Consider the following 23,327-nt stretch of genomic DNA (forward strand, 5'->3'; position numbering starts at 1 on the left):
GGGCCATCCCGGCTTATGCACCGTCGAGTCAGTCGTCTAGGACGGCGTCGAAGAGCTTTCGTTGGGCGGCGTCGAGGTGTCCACGGAAGGTCGATGGGGAGATACCGAGTTCGTTTGCAACCGCTGTTGCGTTCGCACCCGTGGGGTAGTCGAAATAGCCCATTTCGAAACTGGTCTGGAGGGCCTCCTGTTGTTTCTCGGTGAGTTCACTCCGGTCGAAGATGGCGGCAGTGCTGGTTCGATAGTCACGACTCGGCGTGCGGAAGTGGACGTGGACATCGCCGAACAGGTCTTCCAGGTCGTTGTAGACGTCCTGAACGGTCTCGAGGGTCGCGCTGTGGAAGGTGAGATAGAGCGACCCGTCTCGGGCGTGAACGTCGAAGACGTTGCACCCGTGTAGTTCGGTGCAGGCACACACACACGGGCTCGCGGAACTCCGAGCGTAGCGATAGATACTCTGAGTTGCCGTCTCGAACACGTGTTCGAACCCGGGGTGGTCTGGAGACGCTTCTGAATCGATTGCGAACTCCTCGACGATTCGCTGATGTGAATCCGGTGAGACGGTCTTGGAGACGTGTTCGATGGTCGAGTCGGTCGTGGTAGACGCTCGGGCGAGCGGACACCCTGCCGGCTTCTCAACTTCGATTTGAGCCCGGATGGGTTCCGACATACGTGGTCGTTCGTCTCTCAGTCGCTTAACCCCCCGTCTCGTTGTTCTCTGCTCACATTCATCCCGTAGTTATATATTGGAGTACCGTCCGCCACGCCTCACTACTCACCTCTTTCTGGTCGCGGTCCGAGTGACGAGGGCCGACGCTCTGAACCAATCCGACTCCAACGTGTTCGAAAAATAGGGTGTGTGCCAGACGAACTTCCTTCGTCGACGCGGGTGGTCGACGTTCTATTCTCTCACCACCGGGGTGTGGGTCCTGTCATGGCCCACTGACGCGCTGCTCGGAGACTATCGTCTCTACCGCCGGGAGCGACTCCTGTGCAGCGGGTGGAATGTCTGTTGGTGACTCGGTCGCAGGACCACCCTGTGGTTCCCCAACGACGATGCGGCCGACCATTCCGAGCATCTCGTGAGGCGCACAGTAGAAGTCGTAGACGCCCTCCGTCTCGAACGTGTGTTCGAACACCGCATCGGTGTCCGTGAACAGCTTCGACTTCCACGGGTCCGCACCGTCCGGGATGCGGAGTGGGCCGTCGTCGTTGTCGGGGTGGTAGGCCGCCGTCGAGTGGGTCCCCGAGATGTTGACGAATCGGACGGTCGTTCCGGGTTCGACGACGAGTCCCTTCGGGTCGAAGTACGAACCCTCGTTGTCCGTCTTCATCTCGACGACCGGGCCATCTGCGTCGCTCTTCGAGGATTTCTGCGTCGTTGTGGGGGTGTCTGCCGCCTCGGTCGGAGTGGTCGTCTCCGTCTGGGTCGTCGTCTGCTGCGTGCTCGTCTGTGCCGACTCACCTTGTTGAGCCCCGCAGCCAGCGAGTCCGACGAGCGCGGCAGTTCCGACGCTCACGACGAACCGACGACGGGACGACTGGTTTTCGTTCATGATGGCTCGATGGGTGCGGTCTCTCTGTGTCTCAGGTTCGTCGCCCGATGACGAACGCGCCGACACCGACGAACGCCAGCAGTGCAGTGACGACGCCCATCCCGGGGAGCTGTGCGTTCGACGCTTCGGCTTCGTTCTGTGCCTCTATCTGGTTCTGAAGCTCGTCCACCTGCGTGTTGAGTTGCTTCACTTGCGACTGCAGTTTGTCGACCTTGTCGTTCGTCTGTTTCACGTTCTTCTCGACGGAGTGGACCTCCTCGGACATGTGTTCTATCTCCTCACCGGTCGCCTTCGCGGGGAGAAGCGTGACGTTCCGCTGGAACTGGAACGCGTACTCTTGACCCTCGATTTCGGTGACGACGGCGATACTGTAGTTCCCGGCTTCGGGGAACATGTACGTCCAGTGGAGGTGCGCTTCGTCCTCCGGAATCTCGACTTTCACGTGGTCGTGATAGCCGTCGGGACCTCGAATGTGGACTTCTGCGGTCCGGTTCGTGACGCCACCCCAGTCGAGTCGGTCTGCGTCACCCTCTGGGTTCGCGTCTTTGATGCGTGCAGAGAACTCGGCTTGCATCCCTGCGACTGGCTCTTCTGGCGAACTGCTCACGCCAAGCTCCATCGGCCCCTGCGTCACCGTCGTCTGCCAACTGTGGGCAGATACGGAGCCGACACCGCCGAGTAGCAGCATGCCAATCAACATCACCGACAGGAGTTGTCTTTTGCTTCGCATCACACGTGAACCTCGACCGGTCGTCGTAATAGACGGCAATGAAGGGTTGTCGACTCAGCAAACCCGGTTCCCGATTCCCGCGATATCGCGCGATATTAAGCGTGCCCCGAGTTCGAGCGTCACGCCGTGGTCTCCGTTCGCGGTGTATAGTCTGTTGTGCGATGGACCGATGGGGTCGGTATCTCGCAGCCTGTCGGTCAGCATCGACTCCCTCGACAACCCCCGAATGGTGCAACAACACAGATAACGGTTGGGTGGTACACCATCGAACATGGCACTCACCGCCGAGCAACAGAAAATAGAGGCTGCCATCCGATCTATCTGTGAGGGTAGCCAGTTCGCCACGGTGGAAGATATCACGAACCGACTGCCCCTCTCGAGGCAAGCGGTACTCGACAACGTCGATATCGTCGCCGCCGAACACGGCTACATCCAGTCCCAACACGTCGGCGAGGCGACGGTGTACTACGTGACCGAGTTCAAACTGGACCCCATTCGAACCACCGACACCGACGCGGTGATTCGTCTCGAGAGCGATACTGATGCAGATTATGCGGAGGTTCGGGCGGCCCCGAACTACAGTGATTTCGACTTCGAAGTCCACTGGTACGACTACAAGCTGAACGAACTCGAGAATCACGTTCCGACTGACGTCGAACTGGGACAGGTAATGGGTCGGTACGCGACTTCCCCCGTCGCTATCAAGTTTTACTGACTATTTGTCGGATGCTCCACGGTACGATGCTCGCTCTCGTCTATCGTATCCAAACATCACGGAAAATGACGGACTCGACGGGACTCACGCGAGCGGAGTGAGTGTGAGTACGTTGGGGGAGTGAGCGAAGCGAACGAATCCGACGGGATTTGAACCTCGGTCGCTCACTTCGTTCGCTCCCTGATTCAAACCCCTCGGGTGTCACAGATTTCACTGCTCACGTTGTTCGCAACAGAAATCTGACGGACCCAACGGGACTCACGCGAGCGGAGCGAGTGTGAGTACGTTGGGGGAGTGAGCGAAGCGAACGGACCCAACGGGATTTGAACCCGCGACATCTTGGTCCGGAACCAAGCACTCTGTCCACTGAGCTATGGGCCCTCAGCGAAAAACTCTACACCGCACCGACGTAAAACCATTGTGGAACCCCCGCTGTTGGTCGATTATGCGGTACTCGCGTCCGCGTCGATGACGCTTTCTTTCCACGTGCCGCGGGTGAACCACGCTGTCGCTGCGATGGCACCGAGAATCTGCCCGGTCGCCATCCCAAGCCAGATACCGGTCTCGCCGAACCCGAGTTGGAACGACAGCAGGTAGACGATGGGAACGCGACCAAGCCAGAGTGCGAGGAGCGAAAACCCGAGTGCAGTCTTCGTATTCCCGGCCCCACGATAGGCACCGAGAACGACCTGGAGGACGCCGATGAAGCCGAACTCGAAGGCACGGATTCTGACGTACTGCGCGCCGAGGTCGATAGTCTGCTGTGCCGACGCGGTTCCAGTCGAGATGAAGAACCCGACGATGGGTTCGGCGAAGATGTAGGCGAAGACGCTGATGACGACCATGACGCTCGCGCCGACTTTCGCCGCCAACCAGACGGCGCTCTCGGCGCGCTCCGGTTTCTGTGCACCGAGGTTCTGGCCGACGATGGTGTTCGTCGCACGGCCGAGGCCAAGTGCAGGGAGGAACACGAGTGACGTGAGGCGGTTTCCGAGGCCGAACGCAGCGACGACTTCGGGGGCGAACGTGACGACCATCGCAGTGAGTGTGATGAACCCGAGTGCCGTCGCGGACTGTTCGATGGCACTCGGGACGCCGATGTCGACGATTTTCTTGATGTATTCGAACTGCGGGCGGAAGTCGGCGAGTTTGACGTCCGGACCGGCAGAGGTTCCGAAGATGACGTAGATGCCGATAACTGTGGCAACACCACGCGAGAGGACCGTCGCGTAGGCCGCTCCGGCGACCTGGAGCCCCGAGAAGCCAGTCGCGGCGAGGAGGCTCGACTCGACTCCTCGAAGGCCGAGCATCCCGAACAGTGGGTTCGACTCGAAGCCGAAGATGAAGATGGGGTCGATGATGACGTTGATGACGACGCTGATGAACATCACGACCATCGGTGCTCGCGTGTTGCCGTAGCCACGCATGAGCGCCGAAAAGACGAAGAACCCGAAGAGGAACGGCAATCCGAGGAAGAACACACGCATGTAGTCGCCGGCGAGCGGGACGACCTGACCGGCCGTCGCTGGCGAACTCGGGAGCACGCCGAGCATCGCGTCGGTGGCGAAGAAGCCGATTATCCCGACGGTGATTGCGATGAGGGTGATGAACGTGAGCGTCTGGCCGGCGACGGTCCCTGCCGAGCCTTCACTCTTTGCACCCGTGTATTGGGCGACGAGGGTACTCCCCGCGACGGTGAACCCCCCGCCGACAGAGATGAGGAGGAAGATAAGCGGAAACGCGAGGCTGATGGCTGCGACGGCGTCAGTAGAGAGACGGCCAAGCCACACCGTGTCGGCCAGATTGTACGCCACTTGGAGGAGTTCAGTGACGATGATCGGCCACGCGAGTTCGAACATCGGGCGTTTGAGGTCGCCTTCGGTGAGGGAACCTCCTTCGGGGACAGACACTGAACCTGTGAAACACGCGGCGTGCGTTTCAAGCCGTCGATACGTGTGTCGACTCTATCGCGTCGAGGTGTATCGATGTGTGCCGAGGTGTATCGATATGTGTCGGAGTGTGTCGATGTCTATCGAATTGTACCGAGGTGTATCGAAGTGTATCTAAATCTGTCGAGTACAGTCTCCGTCGAGAGTCTCGACTCAGGCAGTGAGGAGAGAAAAACGAATGGTGGGTTCGAGTCGTTACGGCGCTTCGCCGGTCTCGATGGAGAAGTCGGCCTTCGGGTAGGCCACACAGGTCAGCGTGTATCCGTTGTCCATCTCGCCCTCGGAGAGAGTCTCCTGCTTGAAGTGCGTCACGTACTCTTCGGCAGGTCCGTTTGTAATCTTCGCCGAACAGGAGACACACGACCCTTGTCGGCACGCGTACGGGAGGTCCATCCCAGCGTCTTCACCCTGGTCGAGGATGGTCTCGTTGCTCGCCAGTTCGATGGTCTCGCCTTGCTTGACGAACTCGACTTCGAAGTACTCGACTTCGTCTTCGGGCATGTCGGCGGGACTCGGTTCTTCTTCCGCCGCTTCCTCGCCTTCGAGTTCGGCACCCTGTTCGCCACCGGCGATTGCACCAGCGACCCCGCCACCACCGATGGAGCGGCTCATTGGTTCGGGGAAGTCGGTCTCCGGGACGGTCGCCGCACGGCGCTCGAGGACCTCTTGCGTGATGTCGGCGGTTGGTTCCCAACCGGTGCCCTTCGAGAAGTGCAGGGCGACGGTGAGGAGTACCAGGACTAAACCGGCCCCGACACCCACCAGACTGATGACTGCCATGAGGGCGGATATGGAGGGAGGGGTTAAGGAAATTGTGATTATGTCGCCGCCCGACGACGGGCGAATTTGCCACGCAGACGGCATGTTCGCCGATTTCCCAACATATTACGGGGTGATGCCCGCCGCGTCGATTCTCCCGAGGGGGCCTGTGTGCCACGAACGACCTGTTCGTCGCTTACCTGTGTGTCACGAACGACCTGTCCGTCGCTTACTCGTCTTTTCGCGCGACTTCGTGACGGCCGAAGCCGTAGCGGAGACGGTTCGCGAGTCGACGCGAGAACCGGTCGTCCGCGCGCGACCCGAAGCGCTCTGCGAGCGACTGGTAGATGAGCGGGACAGGAACCTCCTGTTCGAGCGCCTCCTGTACCGTCCACGTCCCCGTCGACCCACCGGAGATGTGGTCGTCGACGTCGCCGAGGTCGGTTCCTTCCTCGCGGAACGCTTCCTCACAGAGTTCGAGGAGCCACGAACGAATGACAGCACCGTTGTTCCACGTGCGAGCGACTGCTTCGAGGTCGAGGTCGTAGCGACCCTCTGCGAGCAGTTCGAACCCTTCGCCGTAGGCTTGCATCAGCGCGTACTCGACGCCGTTGTGGACCATCTTCACGTAGTGGCCGGACCCAACCGCACCCATCCGGTCGTGGCCGGCGGGGCTGGTTGCGACGGCGTCGAAGACCGGCGTCATCTCGTCGTAGGCCCACTGTGGACCGCCAATCATGAGCGAGAAGCCGAGTTCGGCACCTGCCGGACCGCCGGAGGTTCCGCAGTCGAGATACGCCGCAGAACACGCTTCGGCGCGACGGACCGACGCCTCGAAGTGCGAGTTGCCGCCGTCGACGACGACGTCGTTCTCGTCGAGGTGTGGGTCGAGGTCGTCGAGCGTCGCGTCTACCGCGTCGCCCGCAGGAACCATGAGCCAGATTCGCTTGTCGTCGCCGAGTCGGTCGGTGAGGTCTGCGACGCTGCCTGCGGGTTCGGCACCCGCGTCGGCCGCTGCTGCGACGGCCTCTTCCGAGAGGTCGAAGGCAACGACTTCGTGCCCGGCATCGAGCACTCGGTCGACTACGATGCGTCCCATCCGGCCGAGGCCGATGACGCCTAATTGCATACGACGGAGTCGTCTGCGGGGGGAGGTAGTGGTTGTGGTTTGGGGCGTGGTGGGAGCCGACCCCAGACGCCGAGGTTTTTACTGGTCGACCCAAGGGTCGCGTATGGACGAACGAATCTCCGAGCACGCCGAGGTGCTCGTCGACTGGAGCGCACGAATCGAGGCGGGCGACGACGTCGTCGTCTCGGTCGGGGAGGGTGCCCACGACCTCGCAGTCGCAGTCGCCGACGCACTCGGTACGCGCGGTGCGAACGTCGTGACGACGTACGCGTCCGAAGAAGTACAGCGGGCATATCTCCGTGCCCACGACGATGAGTTCGAACTCCCCGAACACGAACTCGCGCTCTACGAGGCCGCGGATTCAGTTCTGTTCCTCGGCGGGACGCGAAACACGGCCGCGACGGCCGACATCCCAACGGAGACGCGACAGGCGTACGGACGCGCCACGAAAGCGGTTCGTGAGGCACGCATGGACACCGATTGGGTCTCGACGGTTCACCCGACTCGCGCGATGGCCCAGCAAGCCGGCATGTCGTACGAGGCGTACGCCGACTTCGTCTACGATGCCATCCTCCGCGACTGGGAGGAACTCGCAGACGAGATGGCGAACATGAAAGAGATTCTCGACGCGGGGTCGGAGGTCCGACTCGTCAAAGAAGACACCGACCTCACGATGTCTATCGAGGGCCGAACAGCGGTCAACTCAGGCGCGTCTGTCGTTTACGACTCGCATAATCTCCCATCTGGAGAGGTGTTCACTGCCCCCGTCGAGGACGCCGTCGACGGAACGGTGTTCTTCGACGTGCCGATGACGCTCGACGGCCAGCGCGTCGAGAACGTCCACCTCACGTTCGACGCGGGAGAAGTCGTGGAGTTCAGTGCTGGTACCGGTGAAGAGGCCCTCGCAGGCATCCTCGACACCGACGACGGCGCGCGACGCCTCGGAGAACTCGGTATCGGCATGAACCGTGGTATCGACCGCTTTACCGACAGCGTTCTCTTCGACGAGAAGATGGGCGATACCGTCCACCTCGCTCTGGGCCGGGCCTACGATGCCTGTCTGCCAGCGGGAGAAGACGGGAATCAGTCCGCTGTCCACGTGGACATGATCACCGACATGAGTGAAGAGTCGTTCATCGAAGTCGACGGCGAAGTCGTCCAGCGCAACGGCACGTTCCGGTGGGAAGAGGGGTTCGTGGAGTAATTTTTCCTCCACCGTGAGAGGCGATGCGTCTCACGAGCCTTCGTTCGCGTTGCTCGCGAAGACAGGTTTTGCGGTCGGAACGGAGTGACGACCGGAAAAAGTGGAACTGGCACGTTCCGGTGGGAAGAGGGGTTCGAGGGGTGATTTGAACGCATTCTCCGTTTCCGATGAAATACCAAAGTAATAGACAACTATCCCAGATTACCCGGTGTAACCCTGTGCTTACCCAAGTACGTTGGCTTGCTAGTTCACCCATGCCACAATCTGGTCGAACGAGACGGCGATTCCTCCAGCTAACTGGAACTGGAACAGTCATTAGCATTGCCGGCTGTCTCGGCGGCGGTGGCGGTGGTGGGCAGGAAACGTCAACGACGACGACACCGGCACCGACGACCACGGAAGGGATGGAAGAAGAAGAAGAACACGAAGAGGAACTCCCAGAAGGCGTGTCCGAAGAGGAGTTCGTCTTTGGACCAGTGCCCGAAGTGTACCAAATGGCGCTCTCGCAAGCGAACGAACAGCGAGACCCGGAGCTGTTGGTCTCGAAAGAATCTGTTCAGTTCCAAGAGGCAGAAGACGCCTTCGACGCTGGACTCGCGGTTGAAGGGACCAATTGCGGGAACTGTGCGGAGTACATCCCGGACAAAAACGGCGACGGTTTCGGTGCCTGTGCGAAGGTCGAAGGCTACATCGACCCAGAAGACTGGTGTATCCTCTGGGAATCTATCGAAGACGCGGAAGCAGAAGCAGAAGAGGAGTCGTAGAGCCTCGCTGGCGTTTCACTCCTGTGCGACGCCGATGTTCTTTAACATTCCACCGCAGCGTGGGCAGACCTGTTCATGGACACCGTGTCCAGAGCGATAGCCACACGAGATACACTCGTACCACGTGCGTTCGACGAGTGCTGTGGTCGGCCGCTCGACGAGTGCTTCGGACCGCCGTTCGACCAGGTCGGTTGGTTGCGGCCCGACCAACGCTCTTGTCTCCGCTCTGACGAGGTCTGCAGGCTCACGAGTGACGATATCTCTAGTCATGGGAATCTGTACGCTATGCGAGGAGTTAACTGTTGACATAGGCCCCGAAACCGGTGATAGCTCCGTTTTCGAGCGTTTTGCCCCATTTTAGCGGGTATGGTCTTGAGACGCGCTTTCGACGTACTTTTTATTGGCGAACGTTTTCATCCGCGCATGGCAGAATTCATGGTCGTCGTCGCCGACCCAGACTCCGGCGAGACCCACCAGTTCGACGTTGAAGGACAGGACGCAAACCGATTCCTCGGCCGCGACCTCGGTGACGAGGTCGACGGCAGTGCCGTCGGTCTCGAGGGATTCACGCTCGAACTGACGGGCGGATCCGACAAGGCAGGCCGTCCGATGCACCCCGAAGTACCCGGTTCGAACCTCAAGGAAATCCTCACCGAAGGTGGCATCGGCTACGCACCGTCCCGTGACGGCGAGCGCAAGCGCGTCACCGTTCGCGGTCGACAGGTCTCCGAGGAGACCGTCCAGATCAACGTGAAGGTCGTCGAAGGTGGCTCCGTCGCCGACGCCCTCGCCGAAGACGCCGAAGACGAAGAAGCAGACGAATAACCCTTCTCGCTTCTCTCTGTTCGTGCCCGAGCAACTCCCATCCGACCATCCGTCGGTCCAGACGTACCGAGCACACATCGCCCGTAGCGGGGGCACTCGTCGTCCCTGTCTGCGCGTCCCCAGCGAGGTTCCCGCCACCGAAGGCGATTTCATCCGTCTCCATCTCGACGGAACTGCGTACCACGCCCGTCTCGCGTCTGATGCGTCAGGGCTCGTGATTCGCGGCGCGTACGACAACAAACGTCTCGCGCGAACTCCCGGCGAAGGTGAGAACCGACTCGTGGAGTGGTGTCGCGAGAACGACCGCAGAGCAGACGATGCGGTGGAGTTCGACGAACTCGACGGTGGCTACCAGTTCGGCCTCCGTGTTCCCGGTGTCCGAACCGTCTACCGCATCACGGAACGTCCGAACGACTCGCTGTCGAGCATCGCAGAGAAGTTCGGGTTGACCGACGAGTAATCCGCTCGGTACCGACCCACTCACGTTCTTCGACCAGGACACGAGAGCGTGACTGCGCCACCCACTCAGAGAGCGGTGCGACTCGTCCTTCCTCCACAATGTGGTGCTACTCTTGGTCTGGGTCTGGGTCTGGGTCTGGGTCTGGGTCTGGGTCTGGGTCTGGGTCTGGGTCTGGGTCTGGGTCTGGGTCTGGGTCTGGGTCTTGGTTTCTACCTTCACCTTCGTCAGCGTCGTCAATTGAATCACTCAGTGGAGAGTCTTACAAAGTGACGAACAGTGTCATATATAGTCTATAGAGAATTCTTATGTGGTCGTACCGAAAAGTGCACACAGAAGACGATGGTCTTTGAAACTCACACGACGCTACGAGACCACCCCTCCTCGTCGTATCCGACTCGACGCCGAGAAGAGGTGAGTCGTCGATGATGCAGGTAGACGTTGCGACGCTTCCGATTAGCCCCCAGATTACGCGATTGTTTATCGCCGCCGCGTTAGGGATGTTCCTCGGCCTCGAACGGGAGTGGTCCCACAAATCTGCCGGTATTCGGACCTTCGCACTGATGAGTCTCATCGGTGCAATTTCGATGACGGTCGGAAACGACGTCATTCTCGCGTTAGGTGGCGTTCTCGTTTTGATACAGGCGGTCTTGCTCGGTGCCGATGGACTCCTCGACGAGGAAAAACCCCGGAGTCTCTCGTTGACGACGTCGGCCTCGTTGTTCGTCGCCTACAGTGCTGGCGTGATGGTCGCCGCAGACTACGTTCTCGAAGGCGTGGTCCTCGTCATCATCTCGTCGTTCCTCTTGGTACTTCGGCGCGAACTCCACCAGTTCGCGTGGGGACTGTCGAAAGAAGAAGTCAGAAGTGCAGCAGAGTTCGCGATTCTGGCGTTCGTCATCTATCCATTGTTACCGTCCGAACCTGTCGGCCCCTGGAACGCGATTCAACCCCAGCTCGTCTGGTTACTGGTCGTCGCCGTCAGTGGTCTCGGCTTCGTCAACTACGTCATCATGCAACGATACGGGAGCAAAGGCATCGCTATCACGGGCTTTTTCGGGGGACTGGTCAACTCGACTGCCGTCATCGGAGAGTTCGCAAACCGTGCCGAGCGAAACAAGGATATCCTCTCGCTGTCGGTTGGAGCAGTCTTGCTCGCTGATGCAGCGATGGCCGTCCGAAATCTGTTCCTCGTGGGTGTGTTCATCCCCGACGTTATCCCTGAAGTCGGAACCCCACTCGGTGTGATTGCAGTTGTCGGTATTGCACTATCTGTCCATCTCACCGATTGGGACACCGAACTGCACCTCGACTTCGACTCTCCGTTCAGCCTGTCGAACGCGCTCAAATTCGGTGGTCTCTTCCTCCTCATTCTCGTCGTCTCGGCAGGTGCACAGCAGTTCTTCGGCGCGGCAGGGTTGATTACCACGAGTTTCCTGAGTGGGCTCGTTTCGAGCGGGTCGACGACGACGACTGCCGTGACCCTCTATCTCGCTGGTCAGGTGTCAGCACAGGTCGCCGCGGCCAGCGTTCTCGCTGGAACCACCGCGAGCATCATCGTCAAAATCGTCCTGGCTGCGAGCATCAATCAGTCACTTCTTAAACCGGTGGCAAAGATGAGTACACTGCTTATCGGGGTCGGAGTGGTGAGCGGGGGCCTGTTGTATATATTCTAACAATATTTCTGTTAATTCCGTTAATATTCCAGTGTTAGTATTTCAAACGATATATATGGCTATATACTAGTTCATAACGTTTATTAGGACAGTCCAGTGTTGTGGCAGTACAGCAATGGAGAAACGAAACATCAGCCGACGGTCTGTCCTCTCCAGCAGTGCAGTTGCGATGACCGCTGGCCTTGCAGGGTGTATCACGGGTGACTCGAGTTCGAGCGATTCGTCTGGCGGCGACTCCGGGTCCGAAGGTGGCGACTCGGGTGGCGACGGTTCCTCCGAGCAGTCTTACGACTTCGACCCATCGAACCCGACGTTCCCACAACCGATGCAGGCGCTCATCCAGACGGGCTTCGAAACCGGCTCGCTCTCGGACCTCGAGAACATGGAAGAGCGCGACGAGCCCCGGTACGGCGACCCGGTGCAAGAGACGCCGTCTGACGAGGGCGAACTCCTCGACCCCGACAAACTCGCGTTCGCGATGACGCCGACCGAAGACCCGGCGGCGTACCGAACGACGATGCAGCCGCTGATGGACAACATCGCGGAGGAAACCGGGAAAGAAGTCGAGTACTTCCCGCTCCAGTCCTACGCGTCTCAGGTCGAAGCGATGCGCTCCGAGCGACTCCACGTCGCCGGGTTCTCGACGGGTCCGACCCCGTTCGCAGTCAACCTCGCGGGTGCCGTTCCGTTCTCACTGCAGGTCTCCGAAGAAGGCGACTTCGGGTACCGTCTCTGGCTGGCCACGCAGGCAGATAACGACGAAATCAACGCACTCGGAGACCTGGAGGGCAAGCGCGTCGCGCACTCCGAGCCTTCGTCGAACTCCGGTAACCAGGCACCCCGTGCACTCTTCGCCAATCAGGGCGTCGTCCCCGGCGAGGATTACGAAGTTGCGTACTCCGGCGGTCACGAACAGAGCATCCTCGGCGTCGCCAACGGCGACTACGACGCTGCCCCTGTCTGCAGTACGTGTGTCACACGTGTCGCCAACTCAGGCAACCTCGACCCCTCGAAGATCAAAGTCGTCTGGGCGTCCAACCCGTTCCCGACGACGAGCTTCACGTACCGCTACAACCTCACGCCCGAGATTCAGGAAGGCGTCCGCGCTGCGTTCCTCGACTACGACTACTCCGACACGGAAATCGCAGAGACGTTCGAAGGCCGTGGCAAGTTCACCGAGATCGACTACGCAACCGCGTACGACATCATTCTCCAGATTCAGGAGAACAACGGCGTCGAGTACGAGACGGGCAACCTCGGCGAATAAGTCGTCCCGCCAAATCGAATTCACGCACCTCAAAATTTTATGCTGAATGTCAAAGACGTAGAAAAAGTATACGACTCCGGTGACCGTGCCCTCAAGGGCATCTCGATGGAGGTCAGTGGCAACGAAATCGTCTCGATTATCGGCCCGAGTGGTGCCGGTAAGAGTACGCTCATCCGCTGTATCAATCGGCTCACCGAACCAACGTCGGGCGAGATTTGGCTCGACGACACCGAGATGACCGGGCTATCGAGCAAGGAACTCCGTGAAACCCGCCGCGACATGGGGATGATCCATCAGGAGTTCAACCTCGTCGAACGACTGACCGTGATGGAGAACGTCCTCTCCGGGCGCCTCGGCTACATGAGCACATGGGATGCGTTCCGCCGAAACTTCGATAGCGAAGACATCGCCACCGCACGCGAAGTGCTTCGCCGCGTCGGTCTCGAAGGCGTCGAAAACAACCGTGCAGACGAACTGTCGGGTGGACAGCGCCAGCGTGTCGGTATCGCTCGCGCCGTCATTCAGCGGCCAAAGATTCTCCTCGTCGACGAACCGACGAGTGCGCTCGACCCCGAGACGTCGGTCGAAGTGATGGACCTCCTCACCGAGATTGCGCGTGAGGACGACATCCCGGTCCTCATCAACATCCACGAAGTCGACCTCGCGACCGAGTACGCCGACCGTGTCGTCGGTCTGACCGACGGTGAACTCGTCTTCGAGGGTGCTGCAGACGAACTCGACGAACGGGCAAAGGACGTCATCTACCGCGGTGGCGAGACACGAGAAGAGCGCGACGCCGCGAAGGCAGCAGCCAACCAGTCTGCACGCACGGGGGAGTAAGCGATGGCGACCCAATCCGGCTCGATGGACGGCAGTTGGGAGCGACCAACTGCGTTCTACAACCGGACGACGAAGTACATCGTCTACGTCCTGATTACGGGGTTCGTCCTCTACAGCTTCTGGGACATTCGAGTCTCTCCCGAGCGGTTCGTCCGCGGTATCGGCGCGGGGATAACCCTCGTCTCGAACATGCTGCCGCCGGCAGTGACGCCGATGCAACTGGACCTGATGATCCAGGGGATTCTCGAGAGTATCCTCATGTCGATCATCGCGACGACACTCGGCATCATCATCAGTGCACCTGTCGCCTTCATGGCGGCCAACAACCTCGCGCCCCGGCCAATCTACCTTGCCGGCCGGAGTATCATCGCCGTCACGCGGTCGTTCCACGAACTCATCGTCGCCATCGTCATGGTGAAAGCAGTGGGATTCGGCCCACTTGCAGGCGTCCTCGCGCTCGCGTTCAAGACGGTCGGATTCTTCGCAAAACTCCTCTCTGAGGAGATCGAAGATATCGACACCGGGCAGATGCACGCCATCGAAGCAGTCGGTGGGAGCCGGATGCAGGTGTACCTCTTCGGTGTGCTGCCGCAGGTCATCCCGCGCATCATCGGCCTGTCCATCTACCGTCTGGACATCAACCTCCGCCACAGTACGGTCGTCGGCATCGTCGGCGCAGGTGGGATTGGGATTACGCTTCTCAACTCCTTCCAGAAGTACGACTACCAGTACAGTTCGATGATCATCCTCGTCATCGTCGCCATCGTCATGGTCGGCGAAGCGGCGAGTGCGTACGCCCGGCGGAGGGTCCAATAGATGTCGAACAACTCGGACCTGTCCCGGTCGAGTGGGACCGCAGAGTGGGAACGCTTCGATTCGCGTGAGCGACTGATTCGCTACCTGCTCATCTTGGGCACGCTCGTCGTCCTCGCCATCTCCTGGCGACAGATGGACATCAACTACTCGTACGTCGCATCTGCGCCACGTGAAGTGATGGACCTCTTGACGCGGATGTACCCGCCGAACGTCATGTACACCCGCGAGATCGTGGGCCCCCTGCTCGAGACTATCAACATCTCGATTCTCGGGACGGCGCTCGCAATCGTCCTCGCGATTCCCGTGGCGTTCCTCAGTGCGAGTAACACCACGCCCAACCGGTGGACGTACTTCCTCGGGAAGTTCATCGTCTCGTTCACACGTTCTGTCAACGTCATCATCTGGGCACTCATCTTCGTGGTCCTGTTCGGCCCGGGTGCCCTCGCAGGCGTGTTGGCGATTGCCGTCCGCTCTGTCGGGTTCACCGCGAAACTCCTCGGTGAGGCAATCGAGGAAATCGACCACGGCCCAGTCGAAGCGATATCCGCGACTGGTGCATCGACGCTCGATACGTTCATCTACGGCATCGTTCCGCAGATCAAACCGGCGTTCATCAGTGTCGCCACCTTCCGGTGGGACATCAACGTCCGTGCGTCGACCATCATCGGGTTCGTCGGTGCCGGCGGTATCGGTGTCGCCCTGCAGACGAATATTAACTACTTCAAGTGGGACGCTGTGCTCACCATCCTCATCGCGATTCTCGGAATCGTCCTCGTGAGTGAGGGTATCTCCGCGTACCTCCGCGGAAAAGTGAGCTAAATGTTCCAGAGCGCGCTCCTCGACCTCGATGGCACGGTCTACCGCAGTAACGACCTGCTCCCCGGGGCGGCCGAAGGCATCGACGCCCTTCGGGACGCGGGGGTGCGCGTCCTCTTCGTCTCGAAACTTCTCGACACGAGCTCGACACGCTGCCGTACACGCCGGACTACGTCTTCGACTCACTCGGAGACGTTCGCGAGTTGTTGTAAGGAGAGTCAACGCACGCCGTCTGGCACTTCTGGCGTGTGTGGAGCCGAAGATTACGCAGGTCGAACGTCCGCGAGTACTTCGAGAACGCCGGTTGCGTGTGGGCTGTCGGTCACGTAATCTGCGGCTTCCCGTGCCTCGTCAGCGGCGTTCGCGACGGCAGCAGCGTGGCCGGCGACCTCGAACAGTTCGACGTCGTTCGCCGAGTCGCCGATTGCGACGACCGATTCGGGGTCGATATCCAGCATCGAGCATGCAGTCTCGAGTCCGAGTCCTTTGTTCACTGTGGGTGACTTCACGTGATACGAGTAGCCCGTATCGACGACTACCTGGTCGTGTGCGTCGGCGATGTCGCTGAGTTCGTCGAGCGGGGTTGTCCGATTCACCGAGAGTTCGGTCTCTCGCCACCGGTTGTGTGTGTCGATATCGCCCCTGCCGGTTCCATAGCCTGCCGCGTCGAGGGCGGCTGTGACTCGCTTGGCGGCTGTGTCGTCACCGACTATCGTTGCCTCGTCGTCGACGAGAACCACGCCACCGTTCTCGGCGATGACTCGTTCTGGGATGCCGATGAACTCACAGAGTGCGACAGGGTAGGGAAACGACTTCCCCGTCGCGATGATGACCGGTGCGTTCCACGTTTTGAGTGGGTCGAAGACACGGGGGTCGATGCCACCGTCTGGTCGAGTGAGCGTGCCATCGATGTCGAGGGCGAGTGGCGGCGTCATGGTGCCCTCGTGTGCCTGGTCGTGTGGTGGCGAATCGTGGACATGAGTGGACCCACGAAGAGGTCATATTTGACTGTCCTGTCTGTGGAGTACCGGCGGTCGGATTCCACCACAACCCTTCCCGCCGCAGATACACGCCGCTTTTAGGGCGTGATTCCTCTAGACGGGGTATGAGCAAGGTAACGGAGTACCTCTCGGGCGAGCGTCTCGACGACGTGGCGCTGTTTCTGACGCACGAGTATCTCGACAGCGAAGGCAAACTCCCGAACATGGGCAAAGAAGTCGAAAACGGCTACATCCTCGTCGTCCCCGGTGACGATGGCCGCCGCGCGTTCGCGGCAGGGACCGGAATGGACGCGATGCAGTTCGCCAAGAACGCCATGGGCAACGACGGCGACATCGACCGCGACCTGAGCGGTGGTGTCTGTCCCGACGCGGCACCCGGCGAGAACCACGAAGCCAAGTTCATCTTCTCGTTCGCAGAGGCACAAAACGAAGAGGTCGGCGGCATCTACGAGGAGGGCGACGTCATCCACGCCTACGCGAAGTGTACCTGCGGGACGACGTACTCCGACCGCTGGGTCGTCGACGAGTAACGCGACAAAACGACGGAAGGCGACGATGCTCGTCGCCTCCTGTCTCACTGCAGTTTACCGTTCCGTCTCGATATCTTCGTCTTCTTCGGGCATCTCCGCGACGCGTTCGAACGCGTTCAGGATGACCCGCTTCGTCGTCGCTCCCTGCGTCGTCCAGTGGTGCGCGTAGTCGAGCATATCGTCGTAGATGTCGGGTTTGCACCCGGCGGCCTTCGGGTGGCCACCACCGTTGACGAGCCCAGCGACTTCGTGGCAGCGCTCGAAGTCGTCGGACCCACGAATGCTCGCGCTTCCTGCGGGTTTAACGATGACTGCAGCGTCGGCACCTTTCTCGCGAAGGGCGTCTGCGACTTCGTTTTGCGAACAGCGGCCGTAGGTGATGCCGATAGTCCAGTCACCGACTGTCTTCATGTCTGCGCGGTCGACGGCCGCTTCGATGAGGTTCTCCTTTTCGACGCGGCGGTCTGCGATGTACGCCTCGACGACTGGTGGGAGGTCCGCACCGTAGGCACCGACGATTGCGACGTACTCCTCTTTCGAGGTCCAGTAGGCGTAGTCTGCGAGGTCCTGACTCCGCTCGTCTTCGTTCAACCACAGGTCGTGGTCGCGCGTGACTGCGGCGAGTTCGACGAAGCGGTCGTCGAACTCGTAGTCGAGTTCGCGGAGCGCAACGTCGGTCGAACACTCTTCGTCAGACTCGCCGACGACGAGGTCGACACCCGCGTCGCGGACCTTCGATTCGACCTCAGGTTTCCACTGGTGGTGGTCGAACCATCGAATCTGGCCAGCCACTTCGGCGAGGGCTTCGAGTTCGTCTTCGACGTACTCGTATCTGTCCGGACAGAGGTCACAGACGTACACGTCGATGCCTTCGGGGGCGTACTCGGCGACGCGTAACAGGTCGTCTTCGAGCGAGTAGGGGCTCGACCCCATGAGCGCGACTGGCGATTTGGGTCGTTCTTCTTCGTCTTCCGTTTCGGCTTCGTCTTCCGCTTCGTCCTCGTCGTCGCTGAGTCGCTCTTCGATTCGCGCTTCGAACGCTTCGACGTCGAGGGCGGCGTCGTACATCTCACGGATGAGCGCGACACAGCCGAGTCCGTCAGCGTCGGTGTCAGTGACGACGGCGACCGATGCGTCTTCGAGTTTCTCTCTGGCGCGCTCTTCTGCGCGGGATTCGTCGAACGAGTCGGGGTAGAAAAATCCAGCTCCCGGGAGGACGGATTTGCGGGGGAGCGAGAGTCGAGAACTGTCGATAAGCTCGTCTTCCATACCAGCGGGTCGGACGCGACGGGGAAAACTCCTGCCGATTGTCTTCCCCGGCGTCTGTGTACCCGACTGCAGTCTCGTCTGGTAGTTTCGCCTGCTATCCCTCGAGGAGTGTGTCGGCCGACCCGTTTTCGAGTTGCCGGACAGTCAACACCGGAACCGGGCAGGTGCGGACGACGCGTTCGGCGACGCTCCCGATGAGGAAGCGATTCTCTCCGTGTCGGCCGCGCGTGCCCATCGCGACGAGGTCGGTGTCGATTTCGCGGGCGTAGTTCGCAATCTCGGCCGCAGGGCGGCCCTCGCGCACTGCGACGGTTACGTCTCGCGTCGTCTCCGACTGCACGTCTGCTAGCGCCTCCTCGCTGCGTTCGTGGAGCGCCTCGCGCATCTCGTCGCGAAGTCGCTCCGGCGCAGTCTCTACGTCGCCAGCGTCCACGACGTACAGCGCGTGAACGTCTGCGTCGAAGCGCTCGGCCAGGTCCACAGCGACGCGGATCGCCCGACGGACGCTCGCAGAACCGTCGGTGGCGATGACGATGGTGTCGAACATATCCTCGGGTTCAGCGTGTGAGGTGATAAAACCCGTCCGGGTCGGTGAGATGCGCCGACGGTGGAGTGACTTTTTTGTCGTCCCCCAACGGAGGTGGGGACATGTCATCGCGCCCGCTCTCTATCGACCTCGTCCTCGTGCCAGTGGACCAAAGCGAGGAAGCGACGCGTGCAGTGAGATACGCCGTCGCAATCGCGGCCAAATACGACGCCGCAGTCCACGCTGTACACGTCTTGGGTGAGGACGTCGTCCGCGCCATAGAGCAGGGCGTCGTCGACCAGGAGGCCGTTGCCGAAGACAGCAAAGTCGTGACCGACACCGTCACCGACATCGCCCAGGAGGCGGGTGTCCCCGTCACGACGTCTGTCGCTTACGGCTTCTCGCCGACGAGCAAACTTCGACACCCCGGAAGCGTCGTCCTCGACACCGCAGAAGAGATAGACGCCGACTTCGTGGTCGTCCCGCGCGAACCTGTCTCCGGCGACCCCGGTGAAGTGCTCGCGAAGGCCGCCGAGTACGTCCTGTTGTACGCGAGTCAACCCGTGTTGTCGGCCTGACGACGCCGCCTGTCGGCCTGACGAGGCCCTTACTCGTCCGGTTCGGCGAGGCGGATGGTCATCTCCAGTTCGAAACTCTCGGCGTCGCTGGTCTCGAATCCGACGGTCTGGTAGAGGCCGACTGCGGCGCGGTTCCACCGTTCGACCGTCAACCACACTTTCTCGACGCCGGAGGCACGTCCGTGTCCGAGCAACGCCTTGATGAGTCGCGTCCCGATACCCGAGCGCTGGTAGGTCTGGTGGACGAAGATGGCGAGTTCGTACGCGTCGCCGTCGGGGACGAGCGTCGCGTGTCCGGCTACCTCGTCGCCGTTCCACGCGACGACGTTCAGACAGTCTTCTCCGAGGATGTTGTCCAACCAGTCGCGAATGCGGTCTTCCCGCCCCGGTGGGATGCCCTGTGCTCGGTCTGCAGGGTCGAACGAATCGTACATCTCGACCAGTGCTTCGAACGCGTCGTCAGACCCGTCGTAGACCCGTAGTTCGATGGTCCGCTCTTCTTTGTCGGTGAACGACAGTGGCGGCGCTTCGTAGGGGTCCGCAACGGCGTCTGCGTAGGTTCGGGTACTCATCGTACTAGGGTCACAGTCACGTGGGAGTTGAGGAGGACGAACTCCGCGATGCTCCCGATCTGAATCTTCCCCATCGGACTCGTCTCACCACCACCGAGCACGATCTGGTCGAACCCCTCGTTCTCTGCGAGGTCGACGAGTTGGCTTCCGGGGTTTCCTTCCAGATGGCGGACGTCGGCCTCGATTCCGAGTTCGTCGAGCACGTCCGTGACTTTCGATTCGATATCGTCTCGCGACCGGTCGACAGACGGGTTCTCGACGATTGCGATGGTGAGGTCGTCCCCCGCGTTTGCTGTTCGTTCGACCGTCTTTTCGAGCGCCCGGATGGAATCGTCGCTCCCGCCGATTCCGAGCAGTACCTTCATGATTCCCACTCTCGCGGGGGCGATAGAAAACCCTTGCCCGGTACAGGGAGGATTCACACGCGACCCCACGTCGTCTCCTCGTCGCGGAACGCTTTTCGGCCCTGCCACGGTACCCCGCGGTATGACAGACGAGTACGACGAGTCCGACGAGGTTCCTCCGAACGCGAGTGAGTCGGAACGCGTCGAGGGAGTGGGCGAAGCAGACGGTTCCGACGTGGCGGACGACTCGGCCGAAGATATCGACCGCGTTTCGGTCGGTTCTGAACCGGCGTCGGCGGAGGCCGATGCAGATGTGGGTGTCGATGCTGCGGCTGACGTTGGAGTCGACACAGCAGAAAACAAACGTGACGGTCCCACGGAGGAGGCTACTGCGGCAGCATCTGATGCTGAGAGAGGCGTCGAATCCGAATCAGACGCAGACGCCGAAGTGGACTCAGAATCCGAAGCAGATGCAGACGCCGAAGTGGACTCGGAAACCGACGCGGAACCCGACGTCCCGGAGGACGTACAGAAGTACGCGCGCTTCAAGAAGGTCGACGGCGCGCAGTACGACCGCGTCAACGACTTCCTCCGCGACCGAACCTACGTGACTGCCCGCGAGTGGGCTATCGCGCGACTGTGTGCCGACTTCCGTACGGAGACGGGTGTCGAGATGACCAAGATAGGCGAGAACCTCCCGGAACTCGTCCCCTTCATGACCGACACGTACTCACCGCAAGCAGTCAATCAGGCCCGCTCTGCGTTCCGTGACAAGGTTCGCAAGTCGGGCGCGACGTTCCTCTACGGCGCGATGTCCGGGTTCTTCACTGCCGAGGAACTCGACGAGATGATGTACGAAGTCACCGAGATTGCGAAGTTCCTCCTCGAAGTCGAGGGTGTGGACCTCTCGGTCGAAGAGGAACTCGAAGCGGAAGAACGCATCTCCAGTGTCATGCGCGAAGTTCGCGAAGCGAGTACGGAACTGCGAAACGAAGAACTCTCGAACGACGATTAGACGAACAGTGGGTCCGGGTCGGCCTGCACGAGTTCGACGCGTCGCTCGGCATCGAGGGGTCGGACGTACAACCGCAACTCGCTCTGTTCTCGGGCTTTTTTCGCCATCACGTCGACGCGGTCGATCGCGTAGTAGAGCGGCACCACGACGGCCTGTTCTTCTGCTGCGGCCTGGACGACTGAGACTGCGAAGACGGTCCCTCCTTCACGGGCACGGTACACGTCGTATCTGTCGAACGTGCCGGCTTCGACCCACTCGGAGAGCGTCTCGAACTCGTCACCCGGCACGAGGATGTCGAATCCAACACGGTCGGTGGCATCCGGGAGGTTCGCCGGTGGCAGCACCGTCACGTCGCCCGGATGGAGGACGAGCGTCTCCCACCCTTCCGACTCGTACTCTTCGGCGGTGTTCTCGGCGTCCTCGACGACTGTCTCCCAGAACGAGAGTATTCCTTCGAGTGGATGCGGTTCCCCCGCGTTCGGACCACGACTTCGTGGCGGCGTCTGCTCGTCGGTCATGTGTGTGGGTGTCTCGGTGTGTCTGACGGGAAAAGGGTTCGCTTGTCGACTCCTATTCATGACGGAAAATCTATGTCTTTACGCTTCGACGGATGGGCACATGCGCTGGTCCCTCCGTGCGATACTCGGGTCACTTCAACTCCCAGTTGCGGCGCTTGGACTCGTGGTTCTCGTGTCGACGTGGCAGTTGTTCGGCACGCTCGAACCGCCGCCAACCGGGAGCGACGGGTTCGCGCATGGCCTCGCTGGGTTCTTCCTCCTCCTCTTTGGAGTGGCGGGCTACGCCATCTTCGTGACCGGTCTCCTCATCCCGCCTGGACCGGGATACGGCATCGAGTTCACCCGAAAACAGCGCTGATTGTTCGCGTATGCGCTGGTCGTCCCGGTGGTCGCAGTGGCCGTCTTTCTGTCGAGTATCGGGATGTCGGCCGTACTCGGTGGTGCGTCGGAGTTTCTCTTGACGGTGTTCTTCGTCGTCGTTCCGACGGCACCGCTCGCGGTGCTCGCTGGTCTCGGTTGGAAAGGCGTTCAGGTCGTCGTCGAACGCTCTCAGCAGAGGGCGTAACCGGATGAATTTCCTCTCGTCGGGAATCTAGAACTCGGTGTACTACTACCTGAGCGCCAGCAACGTGACGAAAACCGTGTAGAGTCGTTCGAAGACGGTCGACCACGCGAGCGTGAGAAAGAACCCGGCGACGTACATCCCGGCGACGACCAACGCCCGAACGACCGAGTTCATCCCTTTTTGTGCTTTCTCGCCACCCTCTGGGTCGTCCATGGTAGACACGAGCCACGACAGTCGGTGACGTTCCGGGGCGTACCACTGCGCCGCACCGACGACGAAGAACGCGAGTCCGATTCCAGCCATGAAGACGTGTCCGGTATCCATTGCTATGCGTTCGGTGTCTCTTACTTCAGATAGTTGAGGCCGATTCGTCGCCGCCGATTGTACAGATAGGCCAGACAGACGGGACCGCTCGCCAACGCGAGAGAGACGACCCCCACGCCGACGATTCCAACTGCCCCGAATGCGTACGTCTTGGAGACTGGTACCGGAGGGAAGAGCGCCAGAACTGCCACCACGCTGGCGACGACGACACTTGCGGTGACGTACCGCCGCCACGACGGCTGCCAGTCAGCGTCTGCCTCCACGAGCGAAGACGCATCTCCGAGCAAGCCGTTGTAGCCGAGGAAGGCCGATACGTAGAGGCCGGAGAGCAACAGAATGTGGAGCAAGACGAGATTCTTCGGTCCGGTTTCTGTCGCAAACGCGAGGCTCACGAGGAGAATAGACCCGACTGTAAAGACGGGAAACCAGAGATACGTCCGGTATCGGAGGGGAGCCGGGTCCAGTGCCATCCACTGAGGAATCTCACCCGCCCCACATAAATTCTCCCAGCCAGTGACAGGTTCGCTGACTTGCTGTGGCGATGTGATGTTCGACACGACGAGTGGTTTCAGCCCATCGCCG

At 60.6% G+C, this 23,327-nt stretch carries 31 protein-coding genes and 1 tRNA gene; 16 read left to right on the forward strand and 16 right to left on the reverse strand.

Annotated elements, in window-relative coordinates:
- Window positions 1-28 precede the first annotated feature (28 nt).
- The 3 genes from ACK3SC_RS10070 to ACK3SC_RS10080 form a co-directional block, all read right to left on the reverse strand.
- Window positions 29-670: a helix-turn-helix domain-containing protein gene (locus ACK3SC_RS10070; RefSeq protein WP_416840048.1), complete on the reverse strand. Its 642-nt coding sequence runs from the start codon at window positions 668-670 to the stop codon at window positions 29-31.
- Window positions 671-932: 262 nt separating this feature from the next.
- Complete coding sequence (locus tag ACK3SC_RS10075; protein WP_416840049.1) at window positions 933-1,556, reverse strand: plastocyanin/azurin family copper-binding protein; 624 nt, start codon at window positions 1,554-1,556, stop codon at window positions 933-935.
- 31 nt (window positions 1,557-1,587) lie between these two features.
- Entirely contained in the window at window positions 1,588-2,286 is a 699-nt protein-coding gene (locus tag ACK3SC_RS10080) for a hypothetical protein (protein ID WP_416840050.1), read from the reverse strand.
- Window positions 2,287-2,557: 271 nt separating this feature from the next.
- Between ACK3SC_RS10080 and ACK3SC_RS10085 the strand changes: the two genes are divergently transcribed.
- Window positions 2,558-3,001: a hypothetical protein gene (locus tag ACK3SC_RS10085; RefSeq protein WP_416840051.1), complete on the forward strand. Its 444-nt coding sequence runs from the start codon at window positions 2,558-2,560 to the stop codon at window positions 2,999-3,001.
- Window positions 3,002-3,309: 308 nt separating this feature from the next.
- Here the strand turns inward: ACK3SC_RS10085 and ACK3SC_RS10090 are convergent.
- The 4 genes from ACK3SC_RS10090 to gnd form a co-directional block, all read right to left on the reverse strand.
- A tRNA-Arg gene (locus ACK3SC_RS10090) sits at window positions 3,310-3,382 on the reverse strand.
- Between the two features lie 62 nt (window positions 3,383-3,444).
- Entirely contained in the window at window positions 3,445-4,911 is a 1,467-nt protein-coding gene (locus tag ACK3SC_RS10095) for an MATE family efflux transporter (protein ID WP_416840052.1), read from the reverse strand.
- Between the two features lie 234 nt (window positions 4,912-5,145).
- Window positions 5,146-5,730, reverse strand: coding sequence for a 2Fe-2S iron-sulfur cluster-binding protein (locus tag ACK3SC_RS10100; RefSeq protein WP_416840053.1), 585 nt, complete (start codon window positions 5,728-5,730; stop codon window positions 5,146-5,148).
- 208 nt (window positions 5,731-5,938) lie between these two features.
- A complete protein-coding gene (gnd, locus tag ACK3SC_RS10105; protein WP_416840054.1) occupies window positions 5,939-6,838 on the reverse strand; it encodes a phosphogluconate dehydrogenase (NAD(+)-dependent, decarboxylating) in 900 nt (299 codons plus the stop codon).
- Window positions 6,839-6,941: 103 nt separating this feature from the next.
- Between gnd and ACK3SC_RS10110 the strand changes: the two genes are divergently transcribed.
- Both ACK3SC_RS10110 and ACK3SC_RS10115 read left to right on the forward strand, forming a co-directional pair.
- Window positions 6,942-8,042 (forward strand): aminopeptidase, encoded by a 1,101-nt coding sequence (locus tag ACK3SC_RS10110; RefSeq protein WP_416840055.1) that lies wholly within the window; start codon window positions 6,942-6,944, stop codon window positions 8,040-8,042.
- Between the two features lie 254 nt (window positions 8,043-8,296).
- Window positions 8,297-8,806 (forward strand): hypothetical protein, encoded by a 510-nt coding sequence (locus ACK3SC_RS10115; protein WP_416840056.1) that lies wholly within the window; start codon window positions 8,297-8,299, stop codon window positions 8,804-8,806.
- A 15-nt stretch (window positions 8,807-8,821) separates the two neighbouring features.
- Here the strand turns inward: ACK3SC_RS10115 and ACK3SC_RS10120 are convergent, their stop codons facing one another.
- Window positions 8,822-9,076, reverse strand: coding sequence for a rubrerythrin-like domain-containing protein (locus ACK3SC_RS10120; protein ID WP_416840057.1), 255 nt, complete (start codon window positions 9,074-9,076; stop codon window positions 8,822-8,824).
- Window positions 9,077-9,229: 153 nt separating this feature from the next.
- On the opposite strand from ACK3SC_RS10120, the gene ACK3SC_RS10125 reads away from it, so the two are divergent.
- The 8 genes from ACK3SC_RS10125 to ACK3SC_RS10160 all read left to right on the forward strand — a co-directional run bounded on the left by ACK3SC_RS10125 (window position 9,230) and on the right by ACK3SC_RS10160 (window position 15,833).
- Complete coding sequence (locus ACK3SC_RS10125) at window positions 9,230-9,631, forward strand: 30S ribosomal protein S6e (RefSeq protein WP_416840058.1); 402 nt, start codon at window positions 9,230-9,232, stop codon at window positions 9,629-9,631.
- Between the two features lie 22 nt (window positions 9,632-9,653).
- A complete protein-coding gene (locus ACK3SC_RS10130; protein WP_416841209.1) occupies window positions 9,654-10,091 on the forward strand; it encodes a hypothetical protein in 438 nt (145 codons plus the stop codon).
- Between the two features lie 425 nt (window positions 10,092-10,516).
- Complete coding sequence (locus ACK3SC_RS10135) at window positions 10,517-11,764, forward strand: MgtC/SapB family protein (RefSeq protein WP_416841210.1); 1,248 nt, start codon at window positions 10,517-10,519, stop codon at window positions 11,762-11,764.
- Window positions 11,765-11,933: 169 nt separating this feature from the next.
- On the forward strand, window positions 11,934-13,031 hold the full coding sequence (gene phnD, locus ACK3SC_RS10140) for a phosphate/phosphite/phosphonate ABC transporter substrate-binding protein (protein ID WP_416841211.1): 1,098 nt from the start codon (window positions 11,934-11,936) through the stop codon (window positions 13,029-13,031).
- Between the two features lie 39 nt (window positions 13,032-13,070).
- Window positions 13,071-13,871, forward strand: coding sequence for a phosphonate ABC transporter ATP-binding protein (gene phnC / locus ACK3SC_RS10145; protein WP_416840059.1), 801 nt, complete (start codon window positions 13,071-13,073; stop codon window positions 13,869-13,871).
- 3 nt (window positions 13,872-13,874) lie between these two features.
- Window positions 13,875-14,687, forward strand: coding sequence for a phosphonate ABC transporter, permease protein PhnE (gene phnE / locus ACK3SC_RS10150; protein ID WP_416840060.1), 813 nt, complete (start codon window positions 13,875-13,877; stop codon window positions 14,685-14,687).
- Window positions 14,688-15,506 carry a phosphonate ABC transporter, permease protein PhnE gene (gene phnE / locus ACK3SC_RS10155; RefSeq protein WP_416840061.1) on the forward strand — a complete coding sequence of 273 codons (819 nt, stop codon included), beginning with the start codon at window positions 14,688-14,690 and terminating at the stop codon, window positions 15,504-15,506.
- Window positions 15,507-15,833, forward strand: coding sequence for a hypothetical protein (locus ACK3SC_RS10160; protein WP_416840062.1), 327 nt, complete (start codon window positions 15,507-15,509; stop codon window positions 15,831-15,833).
- On the opposite strand, the gene ACK3SC_RS10165 is transcribed toward ACK3SC_RS10160, so the two are convergent.
- Complete coding sequence (locus tag ACK3SC_RS10165; protein WP_416840063.1) at window positions 15,767-16,438, reverse strand: phosphoglycolate phosphatase; 672 nt, start codon at window positions 16,436-16,438, stop codon at window positions 15,767-15,769. The two genes, ACK3SC_RS10160 and ACK3SC_RS10165, sit on opposite strands and share 67 nt — an antisense overlap.
- A 170-nt stretch (window positions 16,439-16,608) precedes the next feature.
- Between ACK3SC_RS10165 and ACK3SC_RS10170 the strand changes: the two genes are divergently transcribed.
- Window positions 16,609-17,034: a DUF5807 family protein gene (locus tag ACK3SC_RS10170; protein WP_416840064.1), complete on the forward strand. Its 426-nt coding sequence runs from the start codon at window positions 16,609-16,611 to the stop codon at window positions 17,032-17,034.
- Between the two features lie 54 nt (window positions 17,035-17,088).
- Here the strand turns inward: ACK3SC_RS10170 and ACK3SC_RS10175 are convergent, their stop codons facing one another.
- Together ACK3SC_RS10175 and ACK3SC_RS10180 are read right to left on the reverse strand one after the other, a co-directional pair.
- Window positions 17,089-18,303: a DHH family phosphoesterase gene (locus ACK3SC_RS10175; protein ID WP_416840065.1), complete on the reverse strand. Its 1,215-nt coding sequence runs from the start codon at window positions 18,301-18,303 to the stop codon at window positions 17,089-17,091.
- Between the two features lie 94 nt (window positions 18,304-18,397).
- Complete coding sequence (locus tag ACK3SC_RS10180; RefSeq protein ID WP_416840066.1) at window positions 18,398-18,850, reverse strand: universal stress protein; 453 nt, start codon at window positions 18,848-18,850, stop codon at window positions 18,398-18,400.
- 101 nt (window positions 18,851-18,951) lie between these two features.
- Here ACK3SC_RS10180 and ACK3SC_RS10185 point away from each other — a divergent pair, with 101 nt between their 5' ends.
- Complete coding sequence (locus tag ACK3SC_RS10185) at window positions 18,952-19,407, forward strand: universal stress protein (RefSeq protein ID WP_416840067.1); 456 nt, start codon at window positions 18,952-18,954, stop codon at window positions 19,405-19,407.
- Window positions 19,408-19,436: 29 nt separating this feature from the next.
- Here ACK3SC_RS10185 and ACK3SC_RS10190 read toward each other — a convergent pair whose 3' ends face one another.
- Both ACK3SC_RS10190 and ACK3SC_RS10195 read right to left on the reverse strand, forming a co-directional pair.
- On the reverse strand, window positions 19,437-19,979 hold the full coding sequence (locus ACK3SC_RS10190) for a GNAT family N-acetyltransferase (RefSeq protein WP_416840068.1): 543 nt from the start codon (window positions 19,977-19,979) through the stop codon (window positions 19,437-19,439).
- Window positions 19,976-20,344, reverse strand: a complete 369-nt coding sequence (locus tag ACK3SC_RS10195) for a universal stress protein (protein ID WP_416840069.1) — start codon at window positions 20,342-20,344, stop codon at window positions 19,976-19,978. Before ACK3SC_RS10195 ends, ACK3SC_RS10190 begins: the two co-directional genes overlap by 4 nt.
- Before the next feature lie 121 nt (window positions 20,345-20,465).
- Here ACK3SC_RS10195 and ACK3SC_RS10200 point away from each other — a divergent pair, with 121 nt between their 5' ends.
- Window positions 20,466-21,338 carry a DUF5806 family protein gene (locus tag ACK3SC_RS10200; RefSeq protein WP_416840070.1) on the forward strand — a complete coding sequence of 291 codons (873 nt, stop codon included), beginning with the start codon at window positions 20,466-20,468 and terminating at the stop codon, window positions 21,336-21,338.
- Here ACK3SC_RS10200 and ACK3SC_RS10205 read toward each other — a convergent pair.
- Window positions 21,335-21,856, reverse strand: a complete 522-nt coding sequence (locus tag ACK3SC_RS10205) for a hypothetical protein (RefSeq protein ID WP_416840071.1) — start codon at window positions 21,854-21,856, stop codon at window positions 21,335-21,337. The two genes, ACK3SC_RS10200 and ACK3SC_RS10205, sit on opposite strands and share 4 nt — an antisense overlap.
- 100 nt (window positions 21,857-21,956) lie before the next feature.
- On the opposite strand from ACK3SC_RS10205, the gene ACK3SC_RS10210 reads away from it, so the two are divergent.
- Both ACK3SC_RS10210 and ACK3SC_RS10215 read left to right on the forward strand, forming a co-directional pair.
- Window positions 21,957-22,214 carry a hypothetical protein gene (locus tag ACK3SC_RS10210; RefSeq protein ID WP_416840072.1) on the forward strand — a complete coding sequence of 86 codons (258 nt, stop codon included), beginning with the start codon at window positions 21,957-21,959 and terminating at the stop codon, window positions 22,212-22,214.
- Between the two features lie 36 nt (window positions 22,215-22,250).
- Window positions 22,251-22,421 carry a hypothetical protein gene (locus tag ACK3SC_RS10215; RefSeq protein ID WP_416840073.1) on the forward strand — a complete coding sequence of 57 codons (171 nt, stop codon included), beginning with the start codon at window positions 22,251-22,253 and terminating at the stop codon, window positions 22,419-22,421.
- 45 nt (window positions 22,422-22,466) lie between these two features.
- Here the strand turns inward: ACK3SC_RS10215 and ACK3SC_RS10220 are convergent, their stop codons facing one another.
- Both ACK3SC_RS10220 and ACK3SC_RS10225 read right to left on the reverse strand, forming a co-directional pair.
- Window positions 22,467-22,745, reverse strand: coding sequence for a hypothetical protein (locus ACK3SC_RS10220; RefSeq protein ID WP_416840074.1), 279 nt, complete (start codon window positions 22,743-22,745; stop codon window positions 22,467-22,469).
- A gap of 20 nt (window positions 22,746-22,765) precedes the next feature.
- Window positions 22,766-23,215, reverse strand: a complete 450-nt coding sequence (locus ACK3SC_RS10225; RefSeq protein WP_416840075.1) for a hypothetical protein — start codon at window positions 23,213-23,215, stop codon at window positions 22,766-22,768.
- Between the last annotated feature and the right edge of the window lie 112 nt (window positions 23,216-23,327).

The organism is Haloferax sp. DFSO52 (genome assembly GCF_048158745.1).
In the GTDB taxonomy this organism is placed as follows: domain Archaea; phylum Halobacteriota; class Halobacteria; order Halobacteriales; family Haloferacaceae; genus Haloferax.